The organism is Exiguobacterium sp. s161 (assembly GCF_018619045.1).
Lineage (GTDB): Bacteria > Bacillota > Bacilli > Exiguobacteriales > Exiguobacteriaceae > Exiguobacterium_A > Exiguobacterium_A indicum.
Genome location: NZ_JACSNH010000001.1, coordinates 1253918 through 1277713, shown reverse-complemented (window position 1 = coordinate 1277713; position 23796 = coordinate 1253918). Strand labels below are relative to the sequence as shown.

At 49.4% G+C, this 23796-nt stretch carries 29 protein-coding genes and 1 riboswitch; of the genes, 11 read left to right on the top strand and 18 right to left on the bottom strand.

The window, feature by feature from the left end; genetic code table 11:
* Window positions 1-30 precede the first annotated feature (30 nt).
* The 5 genes from KNQ14_RS06465 to KNQ14_RS06445 all read left to right on the top strand — a co-directional run bounded on the left by KNQ14_RS06465 (window position 31) and on the right by KNQ14_RS06445 (window position 4883).
* A complete protein-coding gene (locus tag KNQ14_RS06465; RefSeq protein WP_214860157.1) occupies window positions 31-708 on the top strand; it encodes a 50S ribosomal protein L25/general stress protein Ctc in 678 nt (225 codons plus the stop codon).
* A gap of 95 nt (window positions 709-803) precedes the next feature.
* Window positions 804-903: riboswitch (TPP riboswitch) on the top strand.
* Window positions 904-1003: 100 nt separating this feature from the next.
* A complete protein-coding gene (locus KNQ14_RS06460) occupies window positions 1004-1576 on the top strand; it encodes an ECF transporter S component (RefSeq protein WP_214860155.1) in 573 nt (190 codons plus the stop codon).
* A complete protein-coding gene (locus KNQ14_RS06455; RefSeq protein ID WP_251138280.1) occupies window positions 1573-3102 on the top strand; it encodes an ABC transporter ATP-binding protein in 1530 nt (509 codons plus the stop codon). The genes KNQ14_RS06460 and KNQ14_RS06455 overlap by 4 nt, the downstream gene beginning before the upstream one ends.
* Window positions 3074-3796 (top strand): energy-coupling factor transporter transmembrane component T family protein, encoded by a 723-nt coding sequence (locus tag KNQ14_RS06450; protein WP_214745782.1) that lies wholly within the window; start codon window positions 3074-3076, stop codon window positions 3794-3796. Before KNQ14_RS06455 ends, KNQ14_RS06450 begins: the two co-directional genes overlap by 29 nt.
* Before the next feature lie 55 nt (window positions 3797-3851).
* Window positions 3852-4883, top strand: coding sequence for an NAD(P)/FAD-dependent oxidoreductase (locus KNQ14_RS06445; protein WP_214860153.1), 1032 nt, complete (start codon window positions 3852-3854; stop codon window positions 4881-4883).
* 72 nt (window positions 4884-4955) lie between these two features.
* Here KNQ14_RS06445 and KNQ14_RS06440 read toward each other — a convergent pair whose 3' ends face one another.
* Window positions 4956-5774 (bottom strand): alpha/beta fold hydrolase, encoded by an 819-nt coding sequence (locus tag KNQ14_RS06440; protein WP_214745788.1) that lies wholly within the window; start codon window positions 5772-5774, stop codon window positions 4956-4958.
* 154 nt (window positions 5775-5928) lie between these two features.
* Here KNQ14_RS06440 and KNQ14_RS06435 point away from each other — a divergent pair, with 154 nt between their 5' ends.
* Complete coding sequence (locus tag KNQ14_RS06435) at window positions 5929-7197, top strand: hypothetical protein (protein ID WP_214860152.1); 1269 nt, start codon at window positions 5929-5931, stop codon at window positions 7195-7197.
* Entirely contained in the window at window positions 7194-8462 is a 1269-nt protein-coding gene (locus KNQ14_RS06430; RefSeq protein WP_214860151.1) for a hypothetical protein, read from the top strand. Before KNQ14_RS06435 ends, KNQ14_RS06430 begins: the two co-directional genes overlap by 4 nt.
* 1 nt (window position 8463) lies before the next feature.
* Here KNQ14_RS06430 and KNQ14_RS06425 read toward each other — a convergent pair whose 3' ends face one another.
* The 4 genes from KNQ14_RS06425 to KNQ14_RS06410 all read right to left on the bottom strand — a co-directional run bounded on the left by KNQ14_RS06425 (window position 8464) and on the right by KNQ14_RS06410 (window position 10229).
* On the bottom strand, window positions 8464-8700 hold the full coding sequence (locus KNQ14_RS06425; protein ID WP_214745798.1) for a hypothetical protein: 237 nt from the start codon (window positions 8698-8700) through the stop codon (window positions 8464-8466).
* A gap of 116 nt (window positions 8701-8816) precedes the next feature.
* Window positions 8817-9146 (bottom strand): antibiotic biosynthesis monooxygenase, encoded by a 330-nt coding sequence (locus KNQ14_RS06420; RefSeq protein ID WP_058703391.1) that lies wholly within the window; start codon window positions 9144-9146, stop codon window positions 8817-8819.
* Window positions 9147-9177: 31 nt separating this feature from the next.
* Window positions 9178-9801, bottom strand: a complete 624-nt coding sequence (locus tag KNQ14_RS06415; RefSeq protein WP_214860150.1) for a hypothetical protein — start codon at window positions 9799-9801, stop codon at window positions 9178-9180.
* A complete protein-coding gene (locus KNQ14_RS06410) occupies window positions 9801-10229 on the bottom strand; it encodes a GNAT family N-acetyltransferase (RefSeq protein ID WP_214860149.1) in 429 nt (142 codons plus the stop codon). Before KNQ14_RS06410 ends, KNQ14_RS06415 begins: the two co-directional genes overlap by 1 nt.
* A gap of 45 nt (window positions 10230-10274) precedes the next feature.
* Here KNQ14_RS06410 and KNQ14_RS06405 point away from each other — a divergent pair, with 45 nt between their 5' ends.
* A complete protein-coding gene (locus tag KNQ14_RS06405; RefSeq protein ID WP_214860148.1) occupies window positions 10275-11060 on the top strand; it encodes a pentapeptide repeat-containing protein in 786 nt (261 codons plus the stop codon).
* A gap of 67 nt (window positions 11061-11127) precedes the next feature.
* Here the strand turns inward: KNQ14_RS06405 and KNQ14_RS06400 are convergent, their stop codons facing one another.
* Complete coding sequence (locus KNQ14_RS06400; RefSeq protein ID WP_251055686.1) at window positions 11128-11955, bottom strand: nucleotidyltransferase domain-containing protein; 828 nt, start codon at window positions 11953-11955, stop codon at window positions 11128-11130.
* On the bottom strand, window positions 11837-12310 hold the full coding sequence (locus KNQ14_RS06395; RefSeq protein WP_029341746.1) for a hypothetical protein: 474 nt from the start codon (window positions 12308-12310) through the stop codon (window positions 11837-11839). Before KNQ14_RS06395 ends, KNQ14_RS06400 begins: the two co-directional genes overlap by 119 nt.
* Before the next feature lie 199 nt (window positions 12311-12509).
* On the opposite strand from KNQ14_RS06395, the gene KNQ14_RS06390 reads away from it, so the two are divergent.
* Entirely contained in the window at window positions 12510-13079 is a 570-nt protein-coding gene (locus tag KNQ14_RS06390; protein ID WP_214728686.1) for a recombinase family protein, read from the top strand.
* 26 nt (window positions 13080-13105) lie between these two features.
* On the opposite strand, the gene KNQ14_RS06385 is transcribed toward KNQ14_RS06390, so the two are convergent.
* Entirely contained in the window at window positions 13106-13513 is a 408-nt protein-coding gene (locus tag KNQ14_RS06385; protein WP_035407875.1) for a hypothetical protein, read from the bottom strand.
* Window positions 13514-13658: 145 nt separating this feature from the next.
* On the opposite strand from KNQ14_RS06385, the gene KNQ14_RS06380 reads away from it, so the two are divergent.
* Window positions 13659-14042, top strand: coding sequence for a hypothetical protein (locus KNQ14_RS06380; protein ID WP_029341748.1), 384 nt, complete (start codon window positions 13659-13661; stop codon window positions 14040-14042).
* An 18-nt stretch (window positions 14043-14060) separates the two neighbouring features.
* On the opposite strand, the gene KNQ14_RS06375 is transcribed toward KNQ14_RS06380, so the two are convergent.
* A complete protein-coding gene (locus KNQ14_RS06375) occupies window positions 14061-14588 on the bottom strand; it encodes a hypothetical protein (protein ID WP_214860147.1) in 528 nt (175 codons plus the stop codon).
* A 109-nt stretch (window positions 14589-14697) separates the two neighbouring features.
* On the opposite strand from KNQ14_RS06375, the gene KNQ14_RS06370 reads away from it, so the two are divergent.
* The gene (locus KNQ14_RS06370) at window positions 14698-15297 is read left to right on the top strand and encodes a TetR/AcrR family transcriptional regulator (RefSeq protein ID WP_214860146.1); all 600 of its coding nucleotides are present in this window, start codon (window positions 14698-14700) and stop codon (window positions 15295-15297) included.
* Window positions 15298-15337: 40 nt separating this feature from the next.
* On the opposite strand, the gene KNQ14_RS06365 is transcribed toward KNQ14_RS06370, so the two are convergent.
* From KNQ14_RS06365 to KNQ14_RS06325, 9 genes are all read right to left on the bottom strand, one after another.
* A complete protein-coding gene (locus KNQ14_RS06365; RefSeq protein WP_214860145.1) occupies window positions 15338-16627 on the bottom strand; it encodes an MATE family efflux transporter in 1290 nt (429 codons plus the stop codon).
* On the bottom strand, window positions 16621-17358 hold the full coding sequence (locus KNQ14_RS06360; RefSeq protein WP_214860142.1) for an ABC transporter ATP-binding protein: 738 nt from the start codon (window positions 17356-17358) through the stop codon (window positions 16621-16623). The genes KNQ14_RS06365 and KNQ14_RS06360 overlap by 7 nt, the downstream gene beginning before the upstream one ends.
* A complete protein-coding gene (locus KNQ14_RS06355; RefSeq protein ID WP_214860141.1) occupies window positions 17337-18083 on the bottom strand; it encodes an ATP-binding cassette domain-containing protein in 747 nt (248 codons plus the stop codon). The genes KNQ14_RS06360 and KNQ14_RS06355 overlap by 22 nt, the downstream gene beginning before the upstream one ends.
* Window positions 18031-18738: an ABC transporter permease gene (locus tag KNQ14_RS06350; RefSeq protein ID WP_214860140.1), complete on the bottom strand. Its 708-nt coding sequence runs from the start codon at window positions 18736-18738 to the stop codon at window positions 18031-18033. The genes KNQ14_RS06355 and KNQ14_RS06350 overlap by 53 nt, the downstream gene beginning before the upstream one ends.
* A gap of 116 nt (window positions 18739-18854) precedes the next feature.
* A complete protein-coding gene (locus tag KNQ14_RS06345) occupies window positions 18855-19790 on the bottom strand; it encodes an ABC transporter permease (RefSeq protein WP_214860139.1) in 936 nt (311 codons plus the stop codon).
* Window positions 19790-21307: a nickel ABC transporter substrate-binding protein gene (nikA, locus tag KNQ14_RS06340; RefSeq protein WP_214745834.1), complete on the bottom strand. Its 1518-nt coding sequence runs from the start codon at window positions 21305-21307 to the stop codon at window positions 19790-19792. The genes KNQ14_RS06345 and nikA overlap by 1 nt, the downstream gene beginning before the upstream one ends.
* 160 nt (window positions 21308-21467) lie before the next feature.
* The gene (locus KNQ14_RS06335; protein WP_251055687.1) at window positions 21468-22382 is read right to left on the bottom strand and encodes a methyl-accepting chemotaxis protein; all 915 of its coding nucleotides are present in this window, start codon (window positions 22380-22382) and stop codon (window positions 21468-21470) included.
* A 116-nt stretch (window positions 22383-22498) separates the two neighbouring features.
* Complete coding sequence (locus tag KNQ14_RS06330; protein WP_214745837.1) at window positions 22499-23257, bottom strand: SDR family oxidoreductase; 759 nt, start codon at window positions 23255-23257, stop codon at window positions 22499-22501.
* 105 nt (window positions 23258-23362) lie between these two features.
* Window positions 23363-23701: a hypothetical protein gene (locus KNQ14_RS06325; protein WP_214745839.1), complete on the bottom strand. Its 339-nt coding sequence runs from the start codon at window positions 23699-23701 to the stop codon at window positions 23363-23365.
* Window positions 23702-23796: the final 95 nt, after the last annotated feature.

Below are 23796 nucleotides of genomic sequence, written 5' to 3'. Positions count from 1 at the left end.
GGCTATACCAAATTCAAGGGGGAAATGAACATGTCAGTTAAATTAACAGCCGAAAAACGCGAGGTACGTCCACGCTCACTCCGTAAACAATTACGTCATGAAGGAAAAGCTCTTGGTGTCGTGTATGGTTACAAAGTGGAAAGTACACCAATCGCATTTGAAGAAAAAGAATTGCTTAAAATCGTTCGAGAAAACGGTGAGAACGTCTTGATTTCACTGAAACTCGACGGTAAAAATATTAACGTCTTAATCAACCGTCGTGATATGGATGTATTCACACCAACTGTCGATCACGTTGAATTCATCGCCGTTAAAATGGATGAAGAGACAGAAGTCGAAGCAGACGTCGTACTCATCGGCGAAGCAGCTGGTGCTAAAGTCGGTGGATTCCTGTCACAGACACTCTTTAAAGTGACAGTCGCAGCAACACCAGATAAATTACCAGAGAACGTCGAAGTCGACGTCACAAACCTCGAAATCGGCGATTCAATCTCTGTAGCTGATCTTCCGGAACAAAAAGATTTCCGTATCGTCACAGAAGGCGACATTCAAGTCGCAGCTGTCGTCGAATCAACGCTTGAACAAGAGCTTGAGGAAATCAAAGAAGCAGAAGCTGAGGCACAAGCGGAAGCTGGCGAAGACAACGAAGCGGAAGCTACGGAAGAGTCTTCAGAAGAAGCAAAAGAAGAGAACGAAGACAACAAATAAGTCGTTTAACGATACGCCTTTCGTGGCGTATCGTTTTTTTGTGTCTTGACAATAGACAGAAGATTGCCTAAAGTGAACAGCGTATCATCTATTACCATATCCACTAGGGGAGCCCATTTGGCTGAGACGATTCACTTCGGACCCTTCGAACCTGATCTAGTTCATACTAGCGTAGGAAAGTGGAGCGATCACATCCAATGACTCCTGCTGCGCGCAGTTTTTCTGAGGACCGCTCTCTTTTTTACGGAGGGCGGTCTTTTTTGGTGTCTCCCCTACTTAAAGGAGGACAAACACGATGCAACACTGGAAAATGAAAGAAATTATGGTCATGATGATGCTCGCCGTCGCTTGCGGGGTCATCTATCTCGGTTGGTCGACACTCTGGTTACCGATGTCTGCAATCTTCGGGCCAGTCGGTGCCAACTGGATGTTTGGGATCTGGATCATCGCAAGCCCGCTCGTCGCAGCAATCATTCAAAAACCAGGTGCTGCCCTCATCGCGGAAATCGTCGCGGCAGCCGTCGAGCTGTTCACGGGTAGTCACTTTGGCTTATCGGCTCTACTGATCGGGGTCTGCCAAGGACTTGGTGCGGAACTCGTCTTCGCGATGACGCGTTATCGCCGTTATGACACCTGGACATTGATGTTATCGGGTGTTGGAGCCGCAATTGGTAGCATCGTCTATAGTCTGATCGCGAACGGATTCGGTTACTACACGACGACGACGTTGCTTGCGACAACAGGTTTACAAATGATTAGTGGTGCATTACTCGGCGGCTTGCTTGCAGCGATTCTCATCCGTCGCCTTGTTGCGACCGGTGTCTTGAACGGGTTTGCGGCAGGACGTGCGAAACGGGAAGTCGCATGATTACTGTCGACGATCTCAGCATCCGCTATCCCGGTCAGATGAAATCGGTGCTCAATCATGTATCGCTGACGATCGAACACGGAACGACCCTTCTGCTCGGACGCAGTGGGAGTGGCAAGACGACACTGCTTCATGCCCTAGCCGGACTGACACCGGAGACGATCGAAGTCGAACAGACTGGTACAGTTACCCGGTCCGGTTCGGTCGGAGTCTTATTTCAAAATCCAGAAGAACAGTTCTGCATGGAAACGATCGGACGCGAAATCGCTTTTAGTTTAGAAAACCGGTCGATTCCACGCGAAGAGATGGAGGAACGCATTGAACGCTTACTCGCACTCGTTGGTCTCCCTCTCCCCTTCTCGACACCAATCGCGAGTCTATCCGGGGGGATGAAACAACGCCTCGCGCTCGCCGCGGTCCTGGCACTTGAGCCGACGATTTTATTACTAGATGAACCAACGGCTCAGATTGACCCGATCGGGCAACACGAGCTGATGGCGTTGATCTTTCGGATTCAGAAAGAACATGATTTAACGATCGTCTTGATCGAGCACCAACTCGATGTCTGTTTGCCGTATGTCGATCAGATCATCTTACTTGAAGACGGATCGGTGACTGCAACGGCGCATCCGCAGGATTTGTTCCCGCAGGGGTATAAAGAGCTTCAATCGAAAGGGATCGCTGTTCCCTCTTTGTATCCGTACACGTTAGAGACGTTACCCATAGATGGACCACAAGCAGCGCGACTTCACGTGCTTCCTCCAGTCGCTACAGCAGGCACTGCCTTGTTACACGTCGCTGCATTATCGACGAAAGCACCTTACCCGCTGACCGATGCGACATTTTTCCTGAAGACGGGAGAATGGGTGATGCTGCTCGGGGCAAACGGATCCGGGAAAAGTACGTTGCTTGCAACACTCGGGCGGTTGCTCTCGCATCAAGGAACATATCGGTTCCAGGAACGTCCGGCTCAGCGTTACTCCCGGCGACGCTTTTATGAGCATGTTGGTTATGTCTTTCAACAACCGGATCTGCAGTTTCTCAAACTGACAGTCGAAGCGGAAATCGACTGGAGTCACCGGGCAGCGACGAGTGATGAGCGCACAGCGTTGCTCGAACGGCTGGAACTCGCATCTGTCAAACAGCAGTCACCGCTTGCGCTTAGTACGGGGCAACAACGAAGGCTCAGCGTCGCGACGATGCTCGGGCAGTCAAAGGATGTGTTGTTGCTCGATGAACCGACGTTCGGACAGGATGGATTGACGACGCGGCGGCTCATGGAACAGTTGTTGACGGAACAACAAAACGGAACGACACTCGTCATGGCAACACACGATATGGAACTCGTCGCCCGATACGCGGATCGTGTCCTCGTCATGGAGCAAGGGCGGATTGCTTTTGACGGGCGTCCGAGCGAGTTATTCGCTGACGTTCCGTTACTCGAACGCTGTCAGCTACAACGTCCACTTTCGTACCAATTCCAGGAGGTGAAGCGCAATGCAGACAAACGCGTCACCGTTCGCTAAACTCAATCCTGTCATTAAGGGGAGCGGATTGGTTTTGATCATGTTTGCCTTGATTGCAACGAACGACTGGGTCAAGACGTTGGTGTTCCTGAGTTTTGCTATCGCTCTGCTACTCCTCTCCGGGTGGGGTCCTCGCGATTTCTTGAAACGACTCGCACCTTACAGTCTATTATTCTTATTGACGTTCTGGATGATGGCAGCCTTCGGCAAAGGAACGAATCCTCTATGGTCGTTTGGTTGGTTTCATGTCACGTCGGAAAGTGTCATGCACGGCTGGTTACTTGCCTTACGGATGGCAACGTTCGTCTGCTTAAGTTTCGCTTTCGTCACGACGACCGATGCGACCCGGTTCGTGATGAGCTTAATTCACCAGGCAAAGGTGTCGCCTCGCTTCGCGTATGGGTTCCTTGCCGGGATCCGCTTTCTGCCACAACTGGTCGAAGAAGTCCGCGTCTTACGGCGAGTCCGAATGATTCGGAACGTGCACAGTCGCTTTCCTGGTGATGCGTTCCTATCAATCGGCTTACCGCTCTTCTCGCGATCGATCCAGCGGGCAGAACGGATGGCAATCGCTTTCGAAGCCCGTCATTTTTCAGTGGAACGGACATATTATGAAGTGCCAGTCGTTCAGCGCCAGGATATTATCTACCTCGTGGTCATCCTCCTGTTTATCAGTCTTGTCTTTTGTCTATGATTACCGCCACCCGTATCCGGGTACATTCTAGCAAGACAGATTGAAGGAGAACGACATGAAACGAATCCTCTTGATTGGTGCAGGGCACGCTCATCTGCATTGCATTACCAATGGACCAACAGAAGACGTCGAGTGGCTGATTTTAAACGCCTCGACGTACCAATATTACTCGGGCATGTACTCCGGACTTGCTGACGGTACATACGACATTGATGAGATCCGTATCGACGTCGCCGTCTTATGTCGCGCCTATGATAAACAATTCATCGAGGAGACCGTCATCAAAATCGACCCCGTTGAAAAAGTCGTCTTCGGTGCATCCGGCAGACACTATACTTATGACGTCGTCTCGACGAATATCGGCTCGTTCGATTGGTCGGAAGATACGACACGATTATCGATCAAACCGAACTACCGGTTACCGGATACATTAAAGCGTCTGCAACAAGCAAAGCGTCCAGTCTTGATTGGAAGTGGTGCAGCGGCCGTCGAGATGGCGGCGTCCTTGAAAGTGGCGGATGTGCCGATTACACTGATCACGGATCCCGAGTTGCTTTCAGGACACCCCGCAGCGGAAGCCATTAAACGACGCTTACAAGAACTCGATGTTCATTGGATTCGAGAACGGCCACTGAACGAGGCGTCTCCTCTCCGCTTTTCACATCACCCACCAATCGAGCCAGATGCCATCATCCGCTTGACGGGTGCGAAAGCTCCGGCATTGTTTGCGGACAGCAAGCTCTATACGGAAGACGGATTTCTACTCGTCAACGAACAGCTGCAAGCGCTCGATGATCCAAGTCTGTTTGCTGCGGGTGACGCGGCGACCCTCGTCGCTTATCCCGATATTCCGAAGAATGGTGTCACAGCTGTCCGACAAGCACCGATCTTACTGGCAAACCTCTTACGGTACGTCCAGGAAGAGGCATTGCAAACCTATCGTCCGCAAACGAACTATTTGACGATTTTATCGATGGGACCACGGCATGCGGTTTCAATGTATGGCAATCAGTATTCGACTCACCCGTTCGGTTGGTACCTGAAGCGCTGGATCGATCAACGGTTCATGCGGAAGTATCGCCCATAAAAGCGTGCGCCGGCGCACGCTTTTTCCTGTACACAAAAACAAGCCATGGATGGGTGTCCATGGCTTGTTGGATTAGACGGTTTGATTTCCTTTGACGTACGAGAGTAGCGTTTCGTTGAATTTCTCTTGTTCATCAAGCAACATGCCGTGTCCACTCTCTTCGAAGACTTCAAGTCGTGCCTGTGGAATTTCCTTTTGCATTTCTTCCGCGAACTCGAACGGACAGACTTGGTCTTTTTTACCGTGGATGATTAACGTATCGACTTTGATGTCTCCGAGTTTTCCACGTAGGTCTTCGTCACGTAAGGCGATTGCTGACTGAATCGTACCGTGGGACGAAGCGGCGATACTAAGTCCATGGAACCATTGTTGAAGTGGTTCTGGATGTTCCTTCGCAAAGAAGATTTCCCCGAATCCTTTGAGCATCGACGGACGATTCTGTTTCGTGTCGGCAATCAATCCATCGACTTCTTCTTTTGTCATCCCGTATGGATAACCGTCGCGTTGTGTAAAGACAGGAGCTGCGGCTCCAGCGAGGACAAGCTTACTGACTTTTGAATCCCCGTAGTGCAAGAGATAGGACAAGGCGATTCCTCCTCCCATCGAGAAGCCGAGCAGCGTGACATTCGTTAATTTCAGCTGTTCGATGACTTCATTGACATCGGACGCCATCGTCTTGTAATCGTATCCCGTTGCCGGCGCATCTGATTTACCATAACCGCGATAATCGATCCCGACGTAACGGTATCCTTCTTCGACGAGCAGATTCTTTTGATACTCGAACATGTTGTTGTTTGCCGGCCAGCCGTGTAAAAAGACGACCGGTTGACCCGATCCGACATCCTCGACATAAATTTTCGTGCCATCAACTGCTTGAATGAATGTACCCATCATAAAACCCCCATAGTAATAGATTGACCGTGCATGCATCTATTATTCCCGAGTCAAGAGATGTCAAACATCTTGATGTCAAAGTGTAATAGAAAATTCTGTCTATTCTAGAAATTATGGTAAAATATAGTCATTAGGATGAAGGAGGGTTTTCATGAGACGCTATATACATACCGGTATTCTCGCAGGCGCAGTCCTACTTGCCGGATGCGGTAAAGAAGAATACCTAGACCTTACATATGACGCCAATTACTGGGGGGGTATTTCGACTACCTTTGATGGGCAAGAGATACCGGATCTCCCGAAAAAACAAACGGCTGCTTTGTTGAAGGGTTGTCAGCAAAAATCTGACATGAAGCGCTTACCTGACCGATACGTGCAACACGAAGGATTCGATTTGTATTTCCTTCCTGCAAATATCCAAGGGCGTGAGTTCCAACACGTTCGTTTCCTATCAGACGAAAAAAAAGACTATCTGGCCTGTCAGCCGATACGCCATGCGGATTATGCGGTCCATCAGATTAAACGAAGTGATTATCCATTCGTCGATTGGTCAAAACAACCGGTTAAAGCTAAATCGACGATTGTCCGCTTTAAACCTGTACCAAAAAAAGTAATGGATCAGCAAAAACAGGAAAATGAAGAAAGTAAGCAATCGAAAGAGATGGGACATTACCTCTTCCCGTCCTACCAGCTGTCCTTACCACCGGAAGGTCAATTCGTTCTTTTCATGAAAGACAAAAGTAAGGACGACGAACAAACACTCTTTGAGACGACCGAATCCCTATCCGGTTCCGAATTGAATTTAGCTTTTCGTGTCATTCCGAATAGTGGTTTGCAACATACATCAATCGAACTAATGACCAGTGGTGATCGTATCGGAATTCCATCCGTCATTCAAGATCATGTGATGGGGCAATCGTATCAAATCGAACGAAAACAACTTCCTGATACACTTTCAGTGGGACAGACGGTTCCTTTTGCGACTGTTCGGAAGAAAGAAGAAGGCAAAATCATTCAGGAAACATCGATTTATATGCGTCTCAATCCGACTTACGAAAAACCCGCGAATTACAAATACGTATTCTTTGATACATCGCCAACCAGCTATGTCGGTTTTATCCATCAATCACCGAAACAGCTCGTCGAGAGCGATTATAAGTTTGTCTCGGCAATACCGGATAAATTAGCGAAAAAAATCGCTCAGGAATTAAAAGAGACCGATGTCATGGAGCCACAGGGCACGAAACTAAATCAGAAAAAATTAACATTGATGCGCCAAGGAAAAAGCCAAACGTTCGAGCTATTTGAACGCAAACGCGCCAAAAAGCTTGAAATCTATGTCGTCAAAAAGGGAACAAAGAACGGTGCTAAGCTGTCGGGTACGACAAGTGAAGCACTCAGTGAGGTGCTTAACAAATGAACAAACGTTACTGGATCGGACTCACACTTGCAGCAACGCTCGCGTTAAGCGGTTGTCAAAGTGATGCGCCGAATTTCAAATGGGATTACTTATCGAAATTGTATGATGGAGCGCGGTTTAAAGGCAAAGAACCTCCGAAGATGTTATCGGAAAAGGAAATGAGTGTCATCATGGAGGAGTGTCGATCAAAAGCGGTAAAAGCTCCAAAAAATTATTCTTACGGTGACACGTTCTCCGTCGTGATGACGGCACCATTTGAAGATTACTTAGGACAAATGGCTCGTTATGTCCAGTCCGGAGAACAAACATATCTGTATTGTCAGAATATGGCTGACAGCGAGTATCACCTCTTATCAACCAAACAAGATGTCTTCGCGAAAACGAAGCTGGTTGAACATCCGAACGAGTTAGAAGTCCATCCAGACACCATTAAAAAAGAGGACTGGTTCTCACGTGATGATAACATCATAAACGGTTCTGTTCGAAAATTAGCGCTACCTGGATCAGGTTACCTGGTGATGAAAGCGACTGATGTAACGAAAAAAGACGAACGAAAGACATTCGTCGTCTATGCAGAAGCCCTTACTCCCTTTACTGAAGATACGAAGCTTTATCTGACGTACAATGAGAAATATAATGAGAATGACGATATATCGTATAACTCCTTTGTACGCATACCGCAATTGATCAGTGGACAGCAGATGGAGACGTCGATCCATGCGATGAAACAGCCCGGAAAAGTCCGCTTCATTCCTGGTGACGGCACACCGGAACATTACGGCACGCTTATCGCAACAGAAAAAAACGGACACCAATTCCGCTACGAATTGTCGATTCAGCACACGATGGAACGTCCGTCTGAGCTTGCTCGACAGGACTTATCGGAAGAAGATGTTCTATCCACTATCAATGACATAACACTCTTCCATCAAAAGCAGTTCAAGCATTATCTTTATGATCAAAGCGATTCTTCTAAAGATCGTCTTAAAGTCGAAGATACGATCATGATGACGAGTGATGAGTCCGGGAAATTGCAAAAAGCAATCAAGACAAGTGAACAGGCTGACGTAAGAGGAAAACGGGCGAAGTGGAAATACTTGACGTTCCGAAAAGGAGTGAAAGGACAACAATACGAAGTTTATCTCGATAAGCGTGTCAAAAAGACCGATATTTACTTGAAGGATCCGAAACGTGACGTGTCGGTTCATCTTTCGGCGACAGGTCGTGACATCATTCTCTCCTTATTTGAGCTATACGAAAAATGACTCACACCATAAAGATGAGATGTTGGAGCAAGTAAATCAAGGAACACCAGAAGATGAAAGCAACCCCCTCGCGTAACCACTCTTTACGCGTCAACGGTTCACGTAAAAAGGACACGCAAGCAAACAGCAAGACGAAGAAGTAGAGATAAATGAAGCCACCGCTCGTCAAGAAACCAAAGAGCAGGATCATACCACCGAGGACGGACAGGCTAGAGACGACAGGTTTACGATAGACCATGCGGTGTCACCTCGTTTCATCTAGTTTGTTAAAGTATACCCAGATTACGGAAAAACAATCTAATCTATCATTACAAACAACACCCCTGAGAGAAATCTTCTCAGGGGTGTTAGTATTTATTCCACGACGGCACTGTGATCAGCGACGATCGCATATTCCGTAACGGTATTCGACGTCACAAGCGGTTTAACTTCGGACGTTCCGTTATCCCGCTTATGGTGCACGCCTTTGTACGCTTGACTCTCTTGCCATGCATGAAATGCTGCTTGATTCGACCACGTTGTCATGATCGTGACGATGTCTTCTTCTTCCTGACTGATATCGACGAGGACTTGCATCCGGTGGAACCCTTCCATCCGTTCAATTCCTTTCGTCGTCTTAAAACGTGCCGCGACCTGATCTGCCGCACCTTTGACGACGTGTAACTGGTTCATGACGATCCACATGTTCTTCTCCCCCTTTTTCGTCTTCAGTATACTAGAAGTCACGGGTCGTAGAAAACACGGATGCGTTATCGCTTGGTAACGTCAAGCGTTGGATCGTCTCTTTCCCGTCTACGCTCGTCGCGATCATCTCGAAATAGAGCGAATGCGGGAAGGCATCCGGTAACGGTTGGACGGTATGGAAACGTTCCTGATCTGCTACCGACAAGGAGCGTTGCATCGGGCGAAGGGGCGCTTCGCCATCAGCCGTCGTCTTATACGGCTCGAACCGGATCGATTTCATTTGTTTCGAACCATTCATGCCGTAGGCGACAAGGTATCGACCTTCGTCCGTCGTCAACAAACGACCTTCAAACCAATCCGACTCCCTCGTCTGTTTTGAGCGAATGATTCGGTCGATTCGTTGTGACTCACCGGTTTGTTGCAGGAGCAAAAACAAGCGGTCGTGCTTCGCTTCAAGATACGCGACGGCATAATGGTCAGATAGTCGTTCGACGAAATAGACATCACGCGCTTCGACTAGTGTGTTTGTCATCTCTGTATATAACTTGGCGACTTGCTTCGCTGTAAAGGAAACGGTCTCTTGACGTGGATGCATCCCCGTCAGCGTTCCGAGCACGAGACCGAACAATAAGATGAGGGAAAGACGCCGTTTCATCAGTCAACCTGTTTGACGAGCAGATGATAGCTCATCCCTGGTGGATAATCATCGATTCGTCCGACTTCGACGAATCCCTGTCGCTCATAAAACGGAAGCGCTTGAAACGAGAACGTCTCGACGCGAATTCGCTGAACACCCGCTGCTCGTGCCCATTCCTCCAGTTGACGGAATAACTGAGTACCGAGCCCACTTCCCCGTTCCTCTTCGACGATGAAAAACCATTCAATATGTAACCAGCCCCAGTACATTTCCCCTGAGATGCCACCGATCGGTTGATCATCATGCGTCGCAAGTAATGTGACGGCTTGTGTTCCCTCGGAGCGTTTCGTCGCATGAAGCGGTGAACGCTCGACATTATATTGACGCACTTGTTTTCGGAGCCAGTCCTGTCCGTCCTCATTTTCATTGAGTTGAAATTTCAACATTTCCGAATCCCCTTTCTTGTTATAGTAGTAGTGGAGGTGAATCCGATGGAACCTACATTCCAGATTGATTGTACGAAGTGTTTTGGTTTATGTTGTACCGCACTCGCTTTTTCGAAATCCAGTGATTTTGGTCATGACAAACCGGAAGCAACACCGTGTCGTAATCTTGACGCGGATTACAGCTGTCGCATCCATGACCGGTTACGCGATAGCGGCTACAAAGGCTGTACCGTCTATGATTGTTTCGGTGCCGGACAGCATCTGTCACAGCGGACATTCGAAGGCGATGATGCACCTAAGCGACGCCAAGCGATCTATGCTGCCTTCCCGAAGATGGTTCATTTGTTTGAAATGATGTGGTACATAACCGACGGGAAACGTGATGTCACGCGTGACATCCACGATCAACTCGATGAGACGCTTGCCGCACTGACTCGGTACGCGGCATTACCAGCCGATCAATTTGAACGACTTGACTTGATAACGGTTCGTCAAACCGTTCGACCACTCCTTGAAATGATTGCATCGCGTGTTCAAGCTCAGTATAGCGGAAGACGCGACCAGACACCACGCGACTGGGTCGGAAAACAGCTACAAGGACGTAATTTCTCAGGTGCCAGTGTTCAGAATCAGTGGTTGCTCGCGACGAACTTGTCGCACAGTAACCTGCGCGGAGTCAACTTTCTTGGGGCTGATTTGCGAGACTGTAACGTCAAGGACGCCGATCTGACGGACGCGCTCTTTTTGACACAGGCACAAATCAATGCGGCAGTCGGTAATGCCGCGACACAGTTACCGCGTCGCTTACTCCGTCCGTCCCATTGGCGTTAAACAAAAGCGAATGATAAAGAGGCACGTTTTCGGTCGATTGATCCGAAAGCGTACCTCCTTTTGCTTGTTATCGTTTACCGAGCGTAAAGCCGTCAAAATAACGCCCACCGAATGGAGCAAGATAATCATCGACTAACGCGACGACTTCTCGTCGGTCATCTGATTGATAATACAACTCGAATGCCAGCGTATGTCGACTGGCATAGTCTTCGTCAAACTCCGCAAGAGCACGAATCGCCCACTTTCCTTGTCCGATGAAGCGACGATTGGCACGAAGGACGAATTCGATGCTCTGTTCATATAAACGTGATGCAATCGCTAAACCTTCCGCGCGGTTCGTCACACTCTCGAAGTCGTCGAGCATATCACTTAAAAAATAACGTGCGCGCTCTTGTTCCGAAGTCGTCCACGCAACAGGTCCGTCCGCCAATTGTTGAACGGCTTCCTGACGGATAGTTGCAAGTCGCGGATGATCCTCGATCGTCCAGCTGTCAGCAATCATTCGTTGCAGGGACGGGCGACCACGTTCCCGGTCACTCTCGAAAAACGGCTGGATCGTCTCAAAGGAATGGACGAATGCTTCGACCGGGACACCGTCATGGATGAACGATTCCCGGTATGCCTGACCTCGACTCACTTCAAAGATGATCACATCGACATCTGATTGAGCGGTCGCTTGCCCTCGCGTATGACTGCCGGCAAGTAAAATAGCGCAGTGATCCGGATAACGTGACGCAACGAGCGGCATGATCCAGTCGCACCACTCCATGCGTGTCTTAGTCTTCAACTTGTTCACCGATTCCGGAGAAGACGGCAAGTTCGTCACCCGGTACGGCAACGATCGTCGCGTCGGCTCGGTGTGGTGCGAGACCGATATCGATCGCCCACGATTCATAATATGTATCCGATCCGTTTAAGACGAGCGTTTGTCCGTTGCTAAACGTTAGGAATAAGTGGGGTGCCGTCTTTCCGATCCGGACACCGGTGATGCGTTCCGCGTGAAGCGAGACGATCAAGTGTAACATCTCTTCCTTCGTCGCATGGCGGACGACCCAGTCCTGTGTCGTCTCGACATCGCCATAAAACAGACGATCCGTCTCGATCCGAAGTCGTAGTTCAGGCGCAGTCGTATCGAACAAATTGATGAATTCGAGCGTGACGTAGCCTGCGACATGGACCGTCGCTAACTGTGTGCCGATGAAATAGGTCGTCAAGAGCTGACGGGCGAGTTGATGATCTTCTTTGTTCATGATGAGCACCTCATTTAAAAAGAATGAATGGTATCGGGATGAGTCCGAGAAACTTACTTCCACTCAATTTACCACAAATTAGTCGATCCGAACATGAGAAGAAAGGCATGTTTTCGGTTTTCTGCGGCACGGAGGTGAGAATACGGTATACTGATGAGGAACTGACGTCGATCGTGATCGACAGAGAGGAGCTCCATTCATGCAATATTTCTACATGAGACCCTATCCGGATGATCCAGACTGTTCTACGCAACAAGCGGAAGCCGACAAGATTGATGTGACGACACGTGTCATCGAGACGCATGATTCGGCCAAACGACGGACGGAATTAGAACAGATGCTCGAGACACTTCAGACGGGAGACGAAGTCATCGTCACGCATCTCTACATCTTAGCAGACTCGACGCGGCACTTGATCGAGATGCTCGAGCACATGGAGACACGCGGTGCGACGCTGTGGTCACTCCGCGAACAGATTCGGACGAGCGAGCGCGCCTCCTTGTCGTTTCTTGAAACGGCACGCCACCTGGTCCAGCTGCAAAGTGATGTCATCAGCATGTCGACGCGTGCCGGACTCTCAAAAGCAAAAGAACAAGGAAAGCAGACCGGTCGCCCCCGGAAGCCGGATGAAAATGTCCGCCGCGCGATCGCAATGTATCAAAGTAAAAACTATTCGCTCGCTGATATCCGCGAACAGACCGGTATTAGTAAAAGTACGTTGTACCGATATCTCGAAAGCGAGACGATCGATGCAACGGATAAAGGCTGACTCCATTGTGGAATCAGCCTTTTTTGTCAGCTATTTTGCTTTAATGTGTTGCCGAGCCATTTTTGGAGGGCTTTACCGCCTTCATAGAACGAACAATCCCGTAATTCATACGTATGACCGCCTTGTTCAATCAAGTCGAGGAACGTATTCCCGACGTCCCGGTTTTCCCATTTCCGCTGATCCGTCAAATACTTGAAGCCAAAGTTACACTCGACGTTGAAGATGATGTGGAAGGGTTCCTTGAAAGATTGGACGGCGCGGATCATCTCGATCAAAATCATTCGTTTTGGTGAAGACGCTTCGAACGTATCGAACAGTGTCGTCCGGCGTCCGTGAAACTCGATGACACGGATTGCGCGTCCGGTATCAGCTTTAAAGTCATAACTCGTCCGAATCGAGACGATGATTTCACGTTGGTCTGGTTGTACTGGCATGGTGTATCGCTTCCTTTCTCTCGGTCGATTATAGCATGGACCTGTTCAATTTTAATAGATGTCAACGACTCAGTCTCAAGAAGGATTGTCGTAACCTAAAATTTGTCTTATACTAAAATTACCAAATACATAAAGGAGCGTTTTCGTGAAACATCTATTTTCGATACTCCTCTCGGCGAGCCTCTTGTTCACGGGTTGCTACTGCACTCTCGATGAACGGACGGATGAGCCGCACTTCAAATCACGTGCCCGCTCCATCTCCTCGTATCATACCTTCGACATCGAATACGCGAAAGGACTACGGAAGGAGCAAGTTTCGAACCGAACAGTCACCGTGACGGATTCGAACGGTGAACGGATGCAAACGGAGATTGAAGTCCTTGACGGCAAAGAAATCCGAATCAAACCACCGCGCTCTGGGTACAAAAAAGGACGCCGCTACATCATCCACATTCGGGATTCGATCGACGCCCGGAAACAAGTCCATACGAATACGATTCGGGAACGAACCTTCACTGTCGACCGCTGACAGACAAGGTTCGTTTTTTTATTTGGATCGAGCAGGAAAGACGGTGTAACTCATCGAGATGACGCCATCGATCACGAGGACGAGCCCCCACAGTTGTAACGTCCGTAAGAGACTCTCCGTCTGCTCAGCATCTCCCAGCCAGAGAATCATCGCACCGAGTAACGTACCACCAATCAAAAAGGCCAGGATGTGTCGATAGAAACCGTTGCGTTCCCGTCGCGCACGCGATATCCGTTCTTTTGCTACGTGCTCTTTTAGGACAAAACGGCGGTAGACTCCGTCCGCCCAGGCAATCATTTGTTTCCCAAATGCAAGTGAGACGCCTATATAGATCGCAGCAAGACCGTGTGCAAGCGTTGCGGTACTGCCGCGACTTAAGTCAAACACTGTTAAGAGCAGTAAGACGATATCAATGACCGGCGACATCGCCATCAATCGAAAACCGAGTCTTTCGCGCCTGAATCCATAACGCACGATCAGTCCGGCGACGATGAATACCCAAAATAAAATCTCACAACCGACGATTGCCCACGCGACGAGTTGCATATCAATCCTCTCCTTTTTAATACGACTGTATTATAAAGATAACATCACATTCGTCACTTGACTAGTCTTTTTAATACATTCGTGCTAAAAAAGATGATATACTTGAGACATGCCAAAACAAGTCAATCACGAAGAACGCAAACACCTCATCGCCGAAGCGACGTGGCGCACGATTTCTCAAGTCGGTATTGAACAAGCCAGTGTCCGGACGATCGCCAAGGAAGCGGGACTCTCACTGGGTGCCTTGCGATATTACTTCACGACCCAGGACGAGTTGCTCCGCTTCTCGATGGACCTCGTCCAAGAACGGGTCCAAGCACGCATCACAACCATTTTCGAGAAAGGAGGAACCCCGGAAGAAACGTTATGTGACGTTTTACTTGAGGTCTTACCTTATGCACCAGAGCATCAGCTCGAGATGAAGGTCTGGTTTCAATTCATGATGTCCGCGTATACGTCCCAAGCGACGGAAAATCCGGACGATATCTACCATATGGTTCAAGTACTGTTGACACAGATTCCGGACGGTACACTCCGCGCGGGCTTAGACATTGAGCTTGAGAGTGAACGGCTCGCAGCACTCGTTGACGGGTTAGCCTTTCATGCTCTGTTTCGACCAGAACGATTACCAAAAGAACGCCTGCGTCATGTGCTCGTCCATCACTTGAACGCCCTCTTCGTCCGTCCTTTAGCGATCGACGACAAATAACCCGCTGTTCCCTTTGCGCGCGAGGGAAACAGCGGGTTATTCATCGTCTTGCTTCTACGAGAATCAACGAGACGGAACGAATCAAGAAGAACGTCAAAAACGCTGCCCAGACGCCCTGATTTCCAAAAGTCGGTGTCAGCAGGAGGACGACCGCAAAACCAATGCCTGCTTGAATCATCGAATTTCGGACGGGTGTTGCTTCAACCCGTCCGGCAAAGATGCCTTCATAAATCATCGCCCAACCGGCGAGAAGCGGTAGGATGATGATCCAGAAGTAATAATCGCGCGCCGCGTCTAAGATCGCCTCTTCTGAAGTGAACAACTGTAGGAGCGGTGTCTCAAGGAATAGGAGCACTAGTGACCAGAAGACGACCGAGTAGAATCCGAACGTCCGTGCCAAACGGACACTCGTCCGGTATCCTGCCTGATCCTGATTCCCTCTCGCCCGACCGACGAGAACGGTTGACGCATGACCGAGTCCACCGAACCAGTACGAAATCAAATACTGGATTTGTAACAGAATCGCGTTGGCTGGGAGGACATTCGGTCCGAATTGTCCTCCAGCACGTGTGAACCAACCGGTAACGAGTAGAAGGAAAATCGTACGAATGAACAAGTCACGATTGACTTGAAAGAATTGACGATACGCGTGCCACGCCGTCAAGGCACGCCATTCATCACGTGTCATCGCCAAATGACCACGAATCAGGTACAGACTACAGACGACGATGCTGATCTCCGCGATGACGGTCGCAACCGCGATTCCAGCAACACCGGCATCCAATCCGTAGACGAATCCGATATCGAGAACGACATTGACTCCTGTACTAAACAATTGGACGAACAAGGCGTGCTTGACCTGACCGGTACCAATCAACCAGCCGAGTAACACATAACCCATCAACACGAACGGTGCACCAATCATCCGGTATGAAATATACGTCTTGACCGTATCAAGCAAGTCAACGGGTGGTGCCAGTAAGTACAGTCCGATTTGCTCGAGCGGCTGTCGGAACAACAGGATAAGCAGACCGATGCAGGATGCTAGAAACAACGGTCGGTAGAGGGACGTCCGTAAGGCGTGCACGTCATTCGCCCCGCTTGCTTGGGCACTGAATCCTGTCGTACTGACTTTTAAGAAACCGAACAACCAGTAAATCGTATTGAAGAAGACGGCTCCGACGGCGATGCCGCCGATCGCCCGCGGATCACCGGATTGACCGATGACGACGGTATCGGTCACACCAAGCAAGGGTGTCGCAATACTTGAGAGAATCAGCGGATACGCGAGTAACCAGTACGTTTTGTGCGTCGGTTGTGCGTTCACCATCTTCCGGCCTCGACGAATCGTTGGGTATACGCACCACCTGATTCCAATCGATCAATCAAATCAACAGCACGACCGTCACGTAAGACGAGTGTTTCCGAACAGAGACGCCGGATGAAGTCGATATCGTGCGAAATCAATACGAGACTGACACCAAGTGTCTGCTGCAAGCGTTTTAGTAGCTCGATGATCTGTGTGCGGGAGACGACATCAAGTCCCGTCGTCGGCTCATCCATCACGATGATGTCGGGTTCAATCGATATTGCGCGGGCGATCGCGGCACGCTGAATTTGTCCCCCGCTCAATTGATGGGGCAATCGATCGAATAACTGTTCCTCGACCCCGACAGCAAACGCGAGAGCTGTAATAAGATCCACTTCTGACGTCGCTGGGAAATGCCGCAAAATCGGACGATGCTGACGAAACGGTTCAAGAATCGATTCCCGCACCGTCCATTCTGGATTAAAGGAAGCGAGAGGATGTTGAAAGACGGCTTGAATAGCTCGTCGCTCGTTTCGTTGCCCACTCGGAAATACCTTTCCATGTAAGGAAATCAAACCATGTGTAGGTTTAAGCAGACCGAGGATCAATCGTCCGAGTGTCGTCTTGCCACTCCCACTTTCCCCGATGATGCCAAGTGACGCCTTTTTCGTTACGTGAAACGAGATATTCGACAAGATAGACTGACCCTTTATCTGATAAGTAAGATCTGTTACGGATAAGACTGGTGACATGAACTCTTCCTTTCTTCCAGTGACGTACGATGCGCTTGCATCAAGCTCATCGTGAACGGATGACGACTTTGCTCGATCATCTGTGGTGTTCCCGTCTCGACGATTCGTCCATTCTGCATTAAGACGAGTTGCTCCCCGTAATGTAAAGCAGGTCCTAATTCGTGGGTGACGAACACAATCGTTGCCCCGTACTGGTGTTGGTACTCGATCAACCAGTCGAGTAAACGACGTGTCAAGACGAGATCGAGTGCCGTCGTTAATTCATCCGCTAAAATCAACCGTGGTTTTAAGGCAACGGCAAACAGGATCGCGAACCGTTGTAATTGCCCACCGCTCAACTCTCCTGGATACCGATCCAACCAGGTCGGGTCCAACTCAAGTGTTCGCAAGACGTCATCGATGTAAGGATGATCGATCTTGCGTCCATGTGCGCGATATGTATCCCGTAACATCTGACGCATCGTTAAAAACGGAAGAAACGCATCGGTATACTGCTGCGGTATGTAACCGATATCGAGACCACGCCGAAGAGGTTCGTCCGAGATGACTTCTCCCCTCGACGACATCCCGTCCGGCAATCGATCTAGTAATCGTTTCAGCAAGAGCGTCTTACCACTCCCGCTCGCTCCGACGAGACAAATGAATTGGTAAGCTGGTAGCGATAGATTCACGTCATGCAGAAGGACGTGTTTCGCCCGAACGTGTAAGCTCCGAATCTGAATCATTTACGTGTCCTCCTTTTTTCTTCATCCACCGTGTCCATCCCATCGTCGCGACGACGGTCAAGACGAAGCACGCACCTGGCAAAAGCATGAGCCGGGGTGCCGAACTGAAATAAGGACGTCCTTCGTTCAACATCGCTCCCCACTCTGGCAGTGGTGCTTGGACACCAAGCCCGATATAAGAGAACGCCGATAAGAATAAGATAACTTTGCCGACATCCAAACTCATTAACACGACGACTTGCCGGATGATGGGCGGTAAGATGTGGCGTCGTAAGATCATTCTATTTGTTAACCCGTTGATGCGAGCCATGCTGATGTATGGTTTTTGAATCGTCTCGGTCACGAGTGTCTCACTTAATCGCGCGTAGGAGATCCATTTGATGAGTAAAATCGCAAAGATCAAACTTTGAGGACTAGCACCAAATAGTCCGGCAATAACGAGTGCTAGAACGGTGTCCGGGAAAATCACGAGACCATCTTCTAACCGATGAATCCACCGCTTGAGACGTCCATCATAAAAGCCAGCTAGACAACCAAGGCAGGTACCGATGCAGGCTGTGAGCAACACCGTAAGTAGACTGAAACCTAAGGATATCAAACCAGCTAAAAAAAGACGAGCTGCGAAATCTCGTCCTAAACCGTCTGTTCCGAGCAAATGTTCGAATGAAAGAGGCTTAAGTCTTTTCGCTACGTTTGTATTAAATGGATTAACGTATACGGTATATGAAATAAATAGTAGGATACATCCTCCGAAAATGAGCCATGTTTTTTTCATGTGTGTATTCCCTTCTGCCAATCTGGTCGTAACGCCCGGTTTAACGATCGGATACCTTGATGCAAGACAAAAATGATGCCTGTCGTCAGCAAGATGTAGCCTTGGATCAGTGGGTAATCGCGTTGCAAAATCGCATCGACCATTAATTTTCCGACACCTGGATACGCGAACAGAACTTCGAGGACGACGACACCCCCGGCAAGACTGCCGAGCGTCAGACCGAACACGGACAGGACCGGTGGCACACTGCCGCGTAACGCATAACGCCAAAGGATCGTCCGCTCGGATATCCCACGCATCCGTGCCAACTCGATGTACGGTTGGTTCAGTTCACGGCGTAGATTCAGTCGAATCAATGGAATATAGACGCTCGCAAGTGGAAAGCCGAGCGATAGAGCCGGGAGGACGAGTGACGTCATCCCTTCCCGTCCCATCACAGGTAACCACCCGAGACGGACGGCAAACAGATCGACGAGCAATAGACCGATCCAAAATCTAGGCACGGCCGCTCCGCTCATGCTGACAAGGTGGGCGAGACGGACGACGCTTCGGCGCGTCGTCAAGGCGCTACCGATTCCTAGGGGTAAGGCGATCAATAAAGCGATCGTAAGACCACCAAGTGCCAGCTCCGCCGTCACGAGATAACTCTCTAACAACATCTCAATGACCGGTCGTCCCGTCTGTAACGAGTTTCCGAGACGTAAGGTGAGTATGTCTTGCAGCCAACGGACGTACTGGACGAACAACGGCTGATCGTATCCTAATTCACGGCGCGCGGCCTCGATTTGTTCGGGCGTCGCTGATAATTCATCGATATTCAATAACGTCAAGACCGGATCACCCGGCAGTAACCGCAGCAAGACAAAACAACCGAACGTGATGAGTAGAGTGAATAGACTCAGCGACAGCAGTCGTTTGACGATCGAACGCATCAATCGGTCACCTGTAGCGTATTCGTGATCATGTAGTACTCACTTTTTTCTGTTTTCCATCCTTTGACGCGTTTGCCGTCGTAGGCAACGAGAGTCGATGGATGGAGGAGAAAACTATTATAGCGGCGTTCATCAACGTAACGGGCAATCTCTTCAGCAAGAATCGATCGATCCTCGACCTTTAACGTCCGGTTCAACGTCTCGATCTGTTTCGTCAACTTCGGATCCGCGACACGACTGAAGTTCAGTCCCCCGTTCGGATGATAGGTCGCGTTTAAATAATAACCAGCATCCCCACGCGGAGCTGTCAGATTGCTGTACGTCGCGATATCCCAGCCCCGGTTACTCGCCATGTATTCTTCTGGGACATCGATCTGTTTGATCGTAATCGCCACGCCAATCTTTTTCGCGTCATCTTGAATGACTTGAGCGATTAATGGAAGGTCTGGTCGAGCCCCATACGTCAATAAGGTCAGTTTTAAAGGGCGACTGTCCTTTTGCATCCGTCCATCTTGCTTCGTATAACCGGCTTGCTTGAGCCATTCCTCAGGCGTCTTCTGCTCTTGTTGCGGGTAATCCGGAGCAAATGGGAATGACGATAGGAACGGACCACGCGCTGGCACCGCATATCCTTGGAGGACGTGATTGACGAGCTCTGTTCGATTGACCAAAGCGTCGATCGCTCGTCGGACTTCAAGGAATTGCATCGGACCGTTGGCGACATTCATCGTCAACTGATGGACGCGGAACGTATCCGTCGCATGGACTGTCAATCCTTCAGACTTCAACTGCTTGACACTCTCGATTTCCGGACGATAGACGATGTCTGCCTGTCCGGCACGCAAAGCGTTCGTCCGTGCGCCAGCGTCTTCATTGAAGACAAAATCAACGGAATCAAGTTTCGCTTGTTCTTGCCAATAGGACTTGAAACGTTTTAACTCGACTTTTGTTCCCGGAGCGAACCGCTCGACTTGGAACGGGCCTGTTCCCATCGGTTCTTTCGTCACCCCTCTCGCCTTCGTGTCAATGATCGCTGTGTTCGGGTTGACGAGTTCCGAGATGAACTCTGGATACGTCGTCTTCGTTTGAATGAGCAGATCTGGTCCGTCCGTTTTAATCGTCTCGATGTTCAAGGCATTTTTGACACCTGGATTTTCGTCGATCGAGCGTTCGAGAGACGATTTGACGGCTGCAGCATCGAGTTGTTTCCCGTTATGGAACGTCACGTCTTCCTGTAAGACGATCCGCCATGTTCGCTTTCCTTCGTAGGACCATTTCTTCGCAAGCCACGGCTCGACCGTCAAACGTTCGTCATCAAGACGGACGAGCGTCTCCGTCACCCCCGCGCGAAGCGGAACATAACTGCTGTCCCGATGCGGATCGAGCGATTGTGTCGCGAAGTTATAGACGAACGTCAAATGATTTTGCTCTTGTGGCGTATCAGAAGCAGCACAACCGGCAAGGGTCAAACCGAGGAAGACACTACCGATGAGGCGCGCAGTTTTATATGTAGACATTGTTTCCCACCTTTAATTCGGAATAATTACGTTTTACATCATATCGTAATGATTCCGATTTAACAAGCGTCTTTTCTATTTCTCTATATTGAATTCGCCATCAAAAAAATACCGAATCAACAACAAGCGAACAGCTCGTGTGATCCGGTATCGATGTGTGTCATAAGACATTGACGAATTGTTTTGCCTGACGCTCGAGTTGTTTCGCTGAATCAGCCAATTGATCGAATTCACTGACTGTATGCTCGAGTTGACCCGTACTGTCCTTGACCTTAGACGAAATCCGCTCGATGCTGTGCGAAACGTCTTCAATCCGTTCAACAATCCCTTCAATGTTGTTCTTAATCTCCCCGATCGAGTGGGAAACTTTGTTCGACAGGTTACGGACTTCGGTCGCGACGACATCGAATCCGCGCCCATGTTCACCTGCACGTGCCGCCTCGATTGCCGCATTCAAGGCGAGCAGATTCGTCTGCGCTGCAATATCACGGATCGTCTTCACGATGTCGGTGATCGAGTTCGCATCCTTTCGTAAGGCAACAAGGCTCGACAGATTCTCGACGGATTCCGCCTCGACTTGTTGGACGGTCGCCAGCACGTTCAGACCATCCTGACGACCACTTTCCGATTTGACCGTTAAGAACGCGGATGTCTCGTTGAGTTCAGCCGCCATCCGTAAGACGTCCTGTTGGCGAATCGTAATGTCCGATGCAATTTTTGAAACCCCGACGATCCGGCGCCCATCATCTGAGTAGATCGGCATATACGTCGCTTCGAGCCATTTCTGTTGCCCATCGGCAGCCCGGCGTTCAATCTTGTCCTGATACGTAATTCCTTGCATCAATTTGCGCCAAAACAACTCATAATCCGGACTGTTGACGTACGCTGGAAAGCAAAGATCACGGTGGTATTTACCGATTAGCTCTTCCACTTCATACCCCATCGTCCGGGCAAACAACTCATTGACGTATGCGACTTTTCGTCGATCGTCAAAGCGAATGATTGCCAGATTTTGCTCGATTGCTCGAATGACTTGTGTGTCGGTGACGTGTGCTGCCTGTTCCTGCATCGACATGCCGATTCCTCCCTGGATTCAAACTCAAGGTCATAATGCTCCTATTGTCATATTATCCCTTATATCGACATGTTCCTGCCATTTTAAAATGTAATCTAGTAAATAAGATACGATTTTTAATACGCACTCCATCCACCATCGGCGACGACGATCGCCCCGTTAATAAAACTCGCCTCGTCAGACACGAGGAACAATGCCAATTTTGCGATCTCATCCGGCTGACCAGCACGTGGATTGAGTCCCATACCGAGCATCGCCCGTCCCATTCCGAATTCATTCAGGTTCGTCATCGATTGCCCGATGTTCGTCTCGACGGCTCCAGGAGCGATGCCGTTACACCGGATCCCCTCTCCGGCGTAAAAGAAGGCGGTATTCTTCGTCAAACCAATGACGGCATGTTTGGAAGCGGTATAGGCTGCTCCTGCTCGGGCACCGTTCAGACCGCCAATCGAGATGTTATTCAGAATGACACCACCTTTTACTTCCTTGAAATGCTTGACCGCTGCGCGCATCAGACGCATCGTTCCCGTCGTATTGACGGCGAAAACATGATCCCAGCGTTCATCGGAGATGTCTTCCACTCCCTCCATTCCGTCCATGATCCCAGCATTGTTGACGAGAACGTCCAGTTTGCCGTAAGCCTCAAGCGCTTGTTGGACGAGTTCTGTTGCTGCGTTAGGTTTGGCGATATCACTCGCAACAGCCATCGCTTCTCCGCCCGCTTCCTTGATGTCAGAGACGACCCGCTCGACGGTTTCCAACCGAATGTCCGCTGCGACGATCCGTGCGCCTTCTTGTGCAAACAATTTGGCCATGGCTTCACCCATTCCTGAGCCAGCTCCCGTGACGATGATCGTTTTACCTGTTAGTCGCATCATGAATCATCCTTTCGTTTATCGTGATACTAATCTATTCCCGAAAAAGGCTCTAGTTTAGTCAAACGTCGTGTCGATTCCATGAAAAAAGACCCGACGAGTTCGTCAGGTCCTGCAGTGAATGCGTTGCAATTGTTTCAATGCGACATCAACGTTGAGCCGGTTTCCGGATTTCTCCGATTCTCGGAACTTGCTCGGATCAAATAATTTAAATTGATGATTGATCCAGTTTTGTCGATAAATTTCGTGTGCTTGTTTTATGATTTCTTCGTCTGACAACTGTTTCATGTCTACTTCCACGCAGTCGAAATCATCTACACCGAACTCAAAACCACAGCATGGACAAATTTCGTTACTCCCCGCAAAGTGTTCATAATATGGTGGATCTTCAAGTTTATTGCATCCACACACAGGACAGATATAATACGGATCGTTTGGTTTCAAAGATACGATGCCTCCTTAGATAATGATCATTCTTATATCTATCGTAACCCATCCAACCGTTATTTTAGAGAGGAAGTCATGTTATGAATACATGA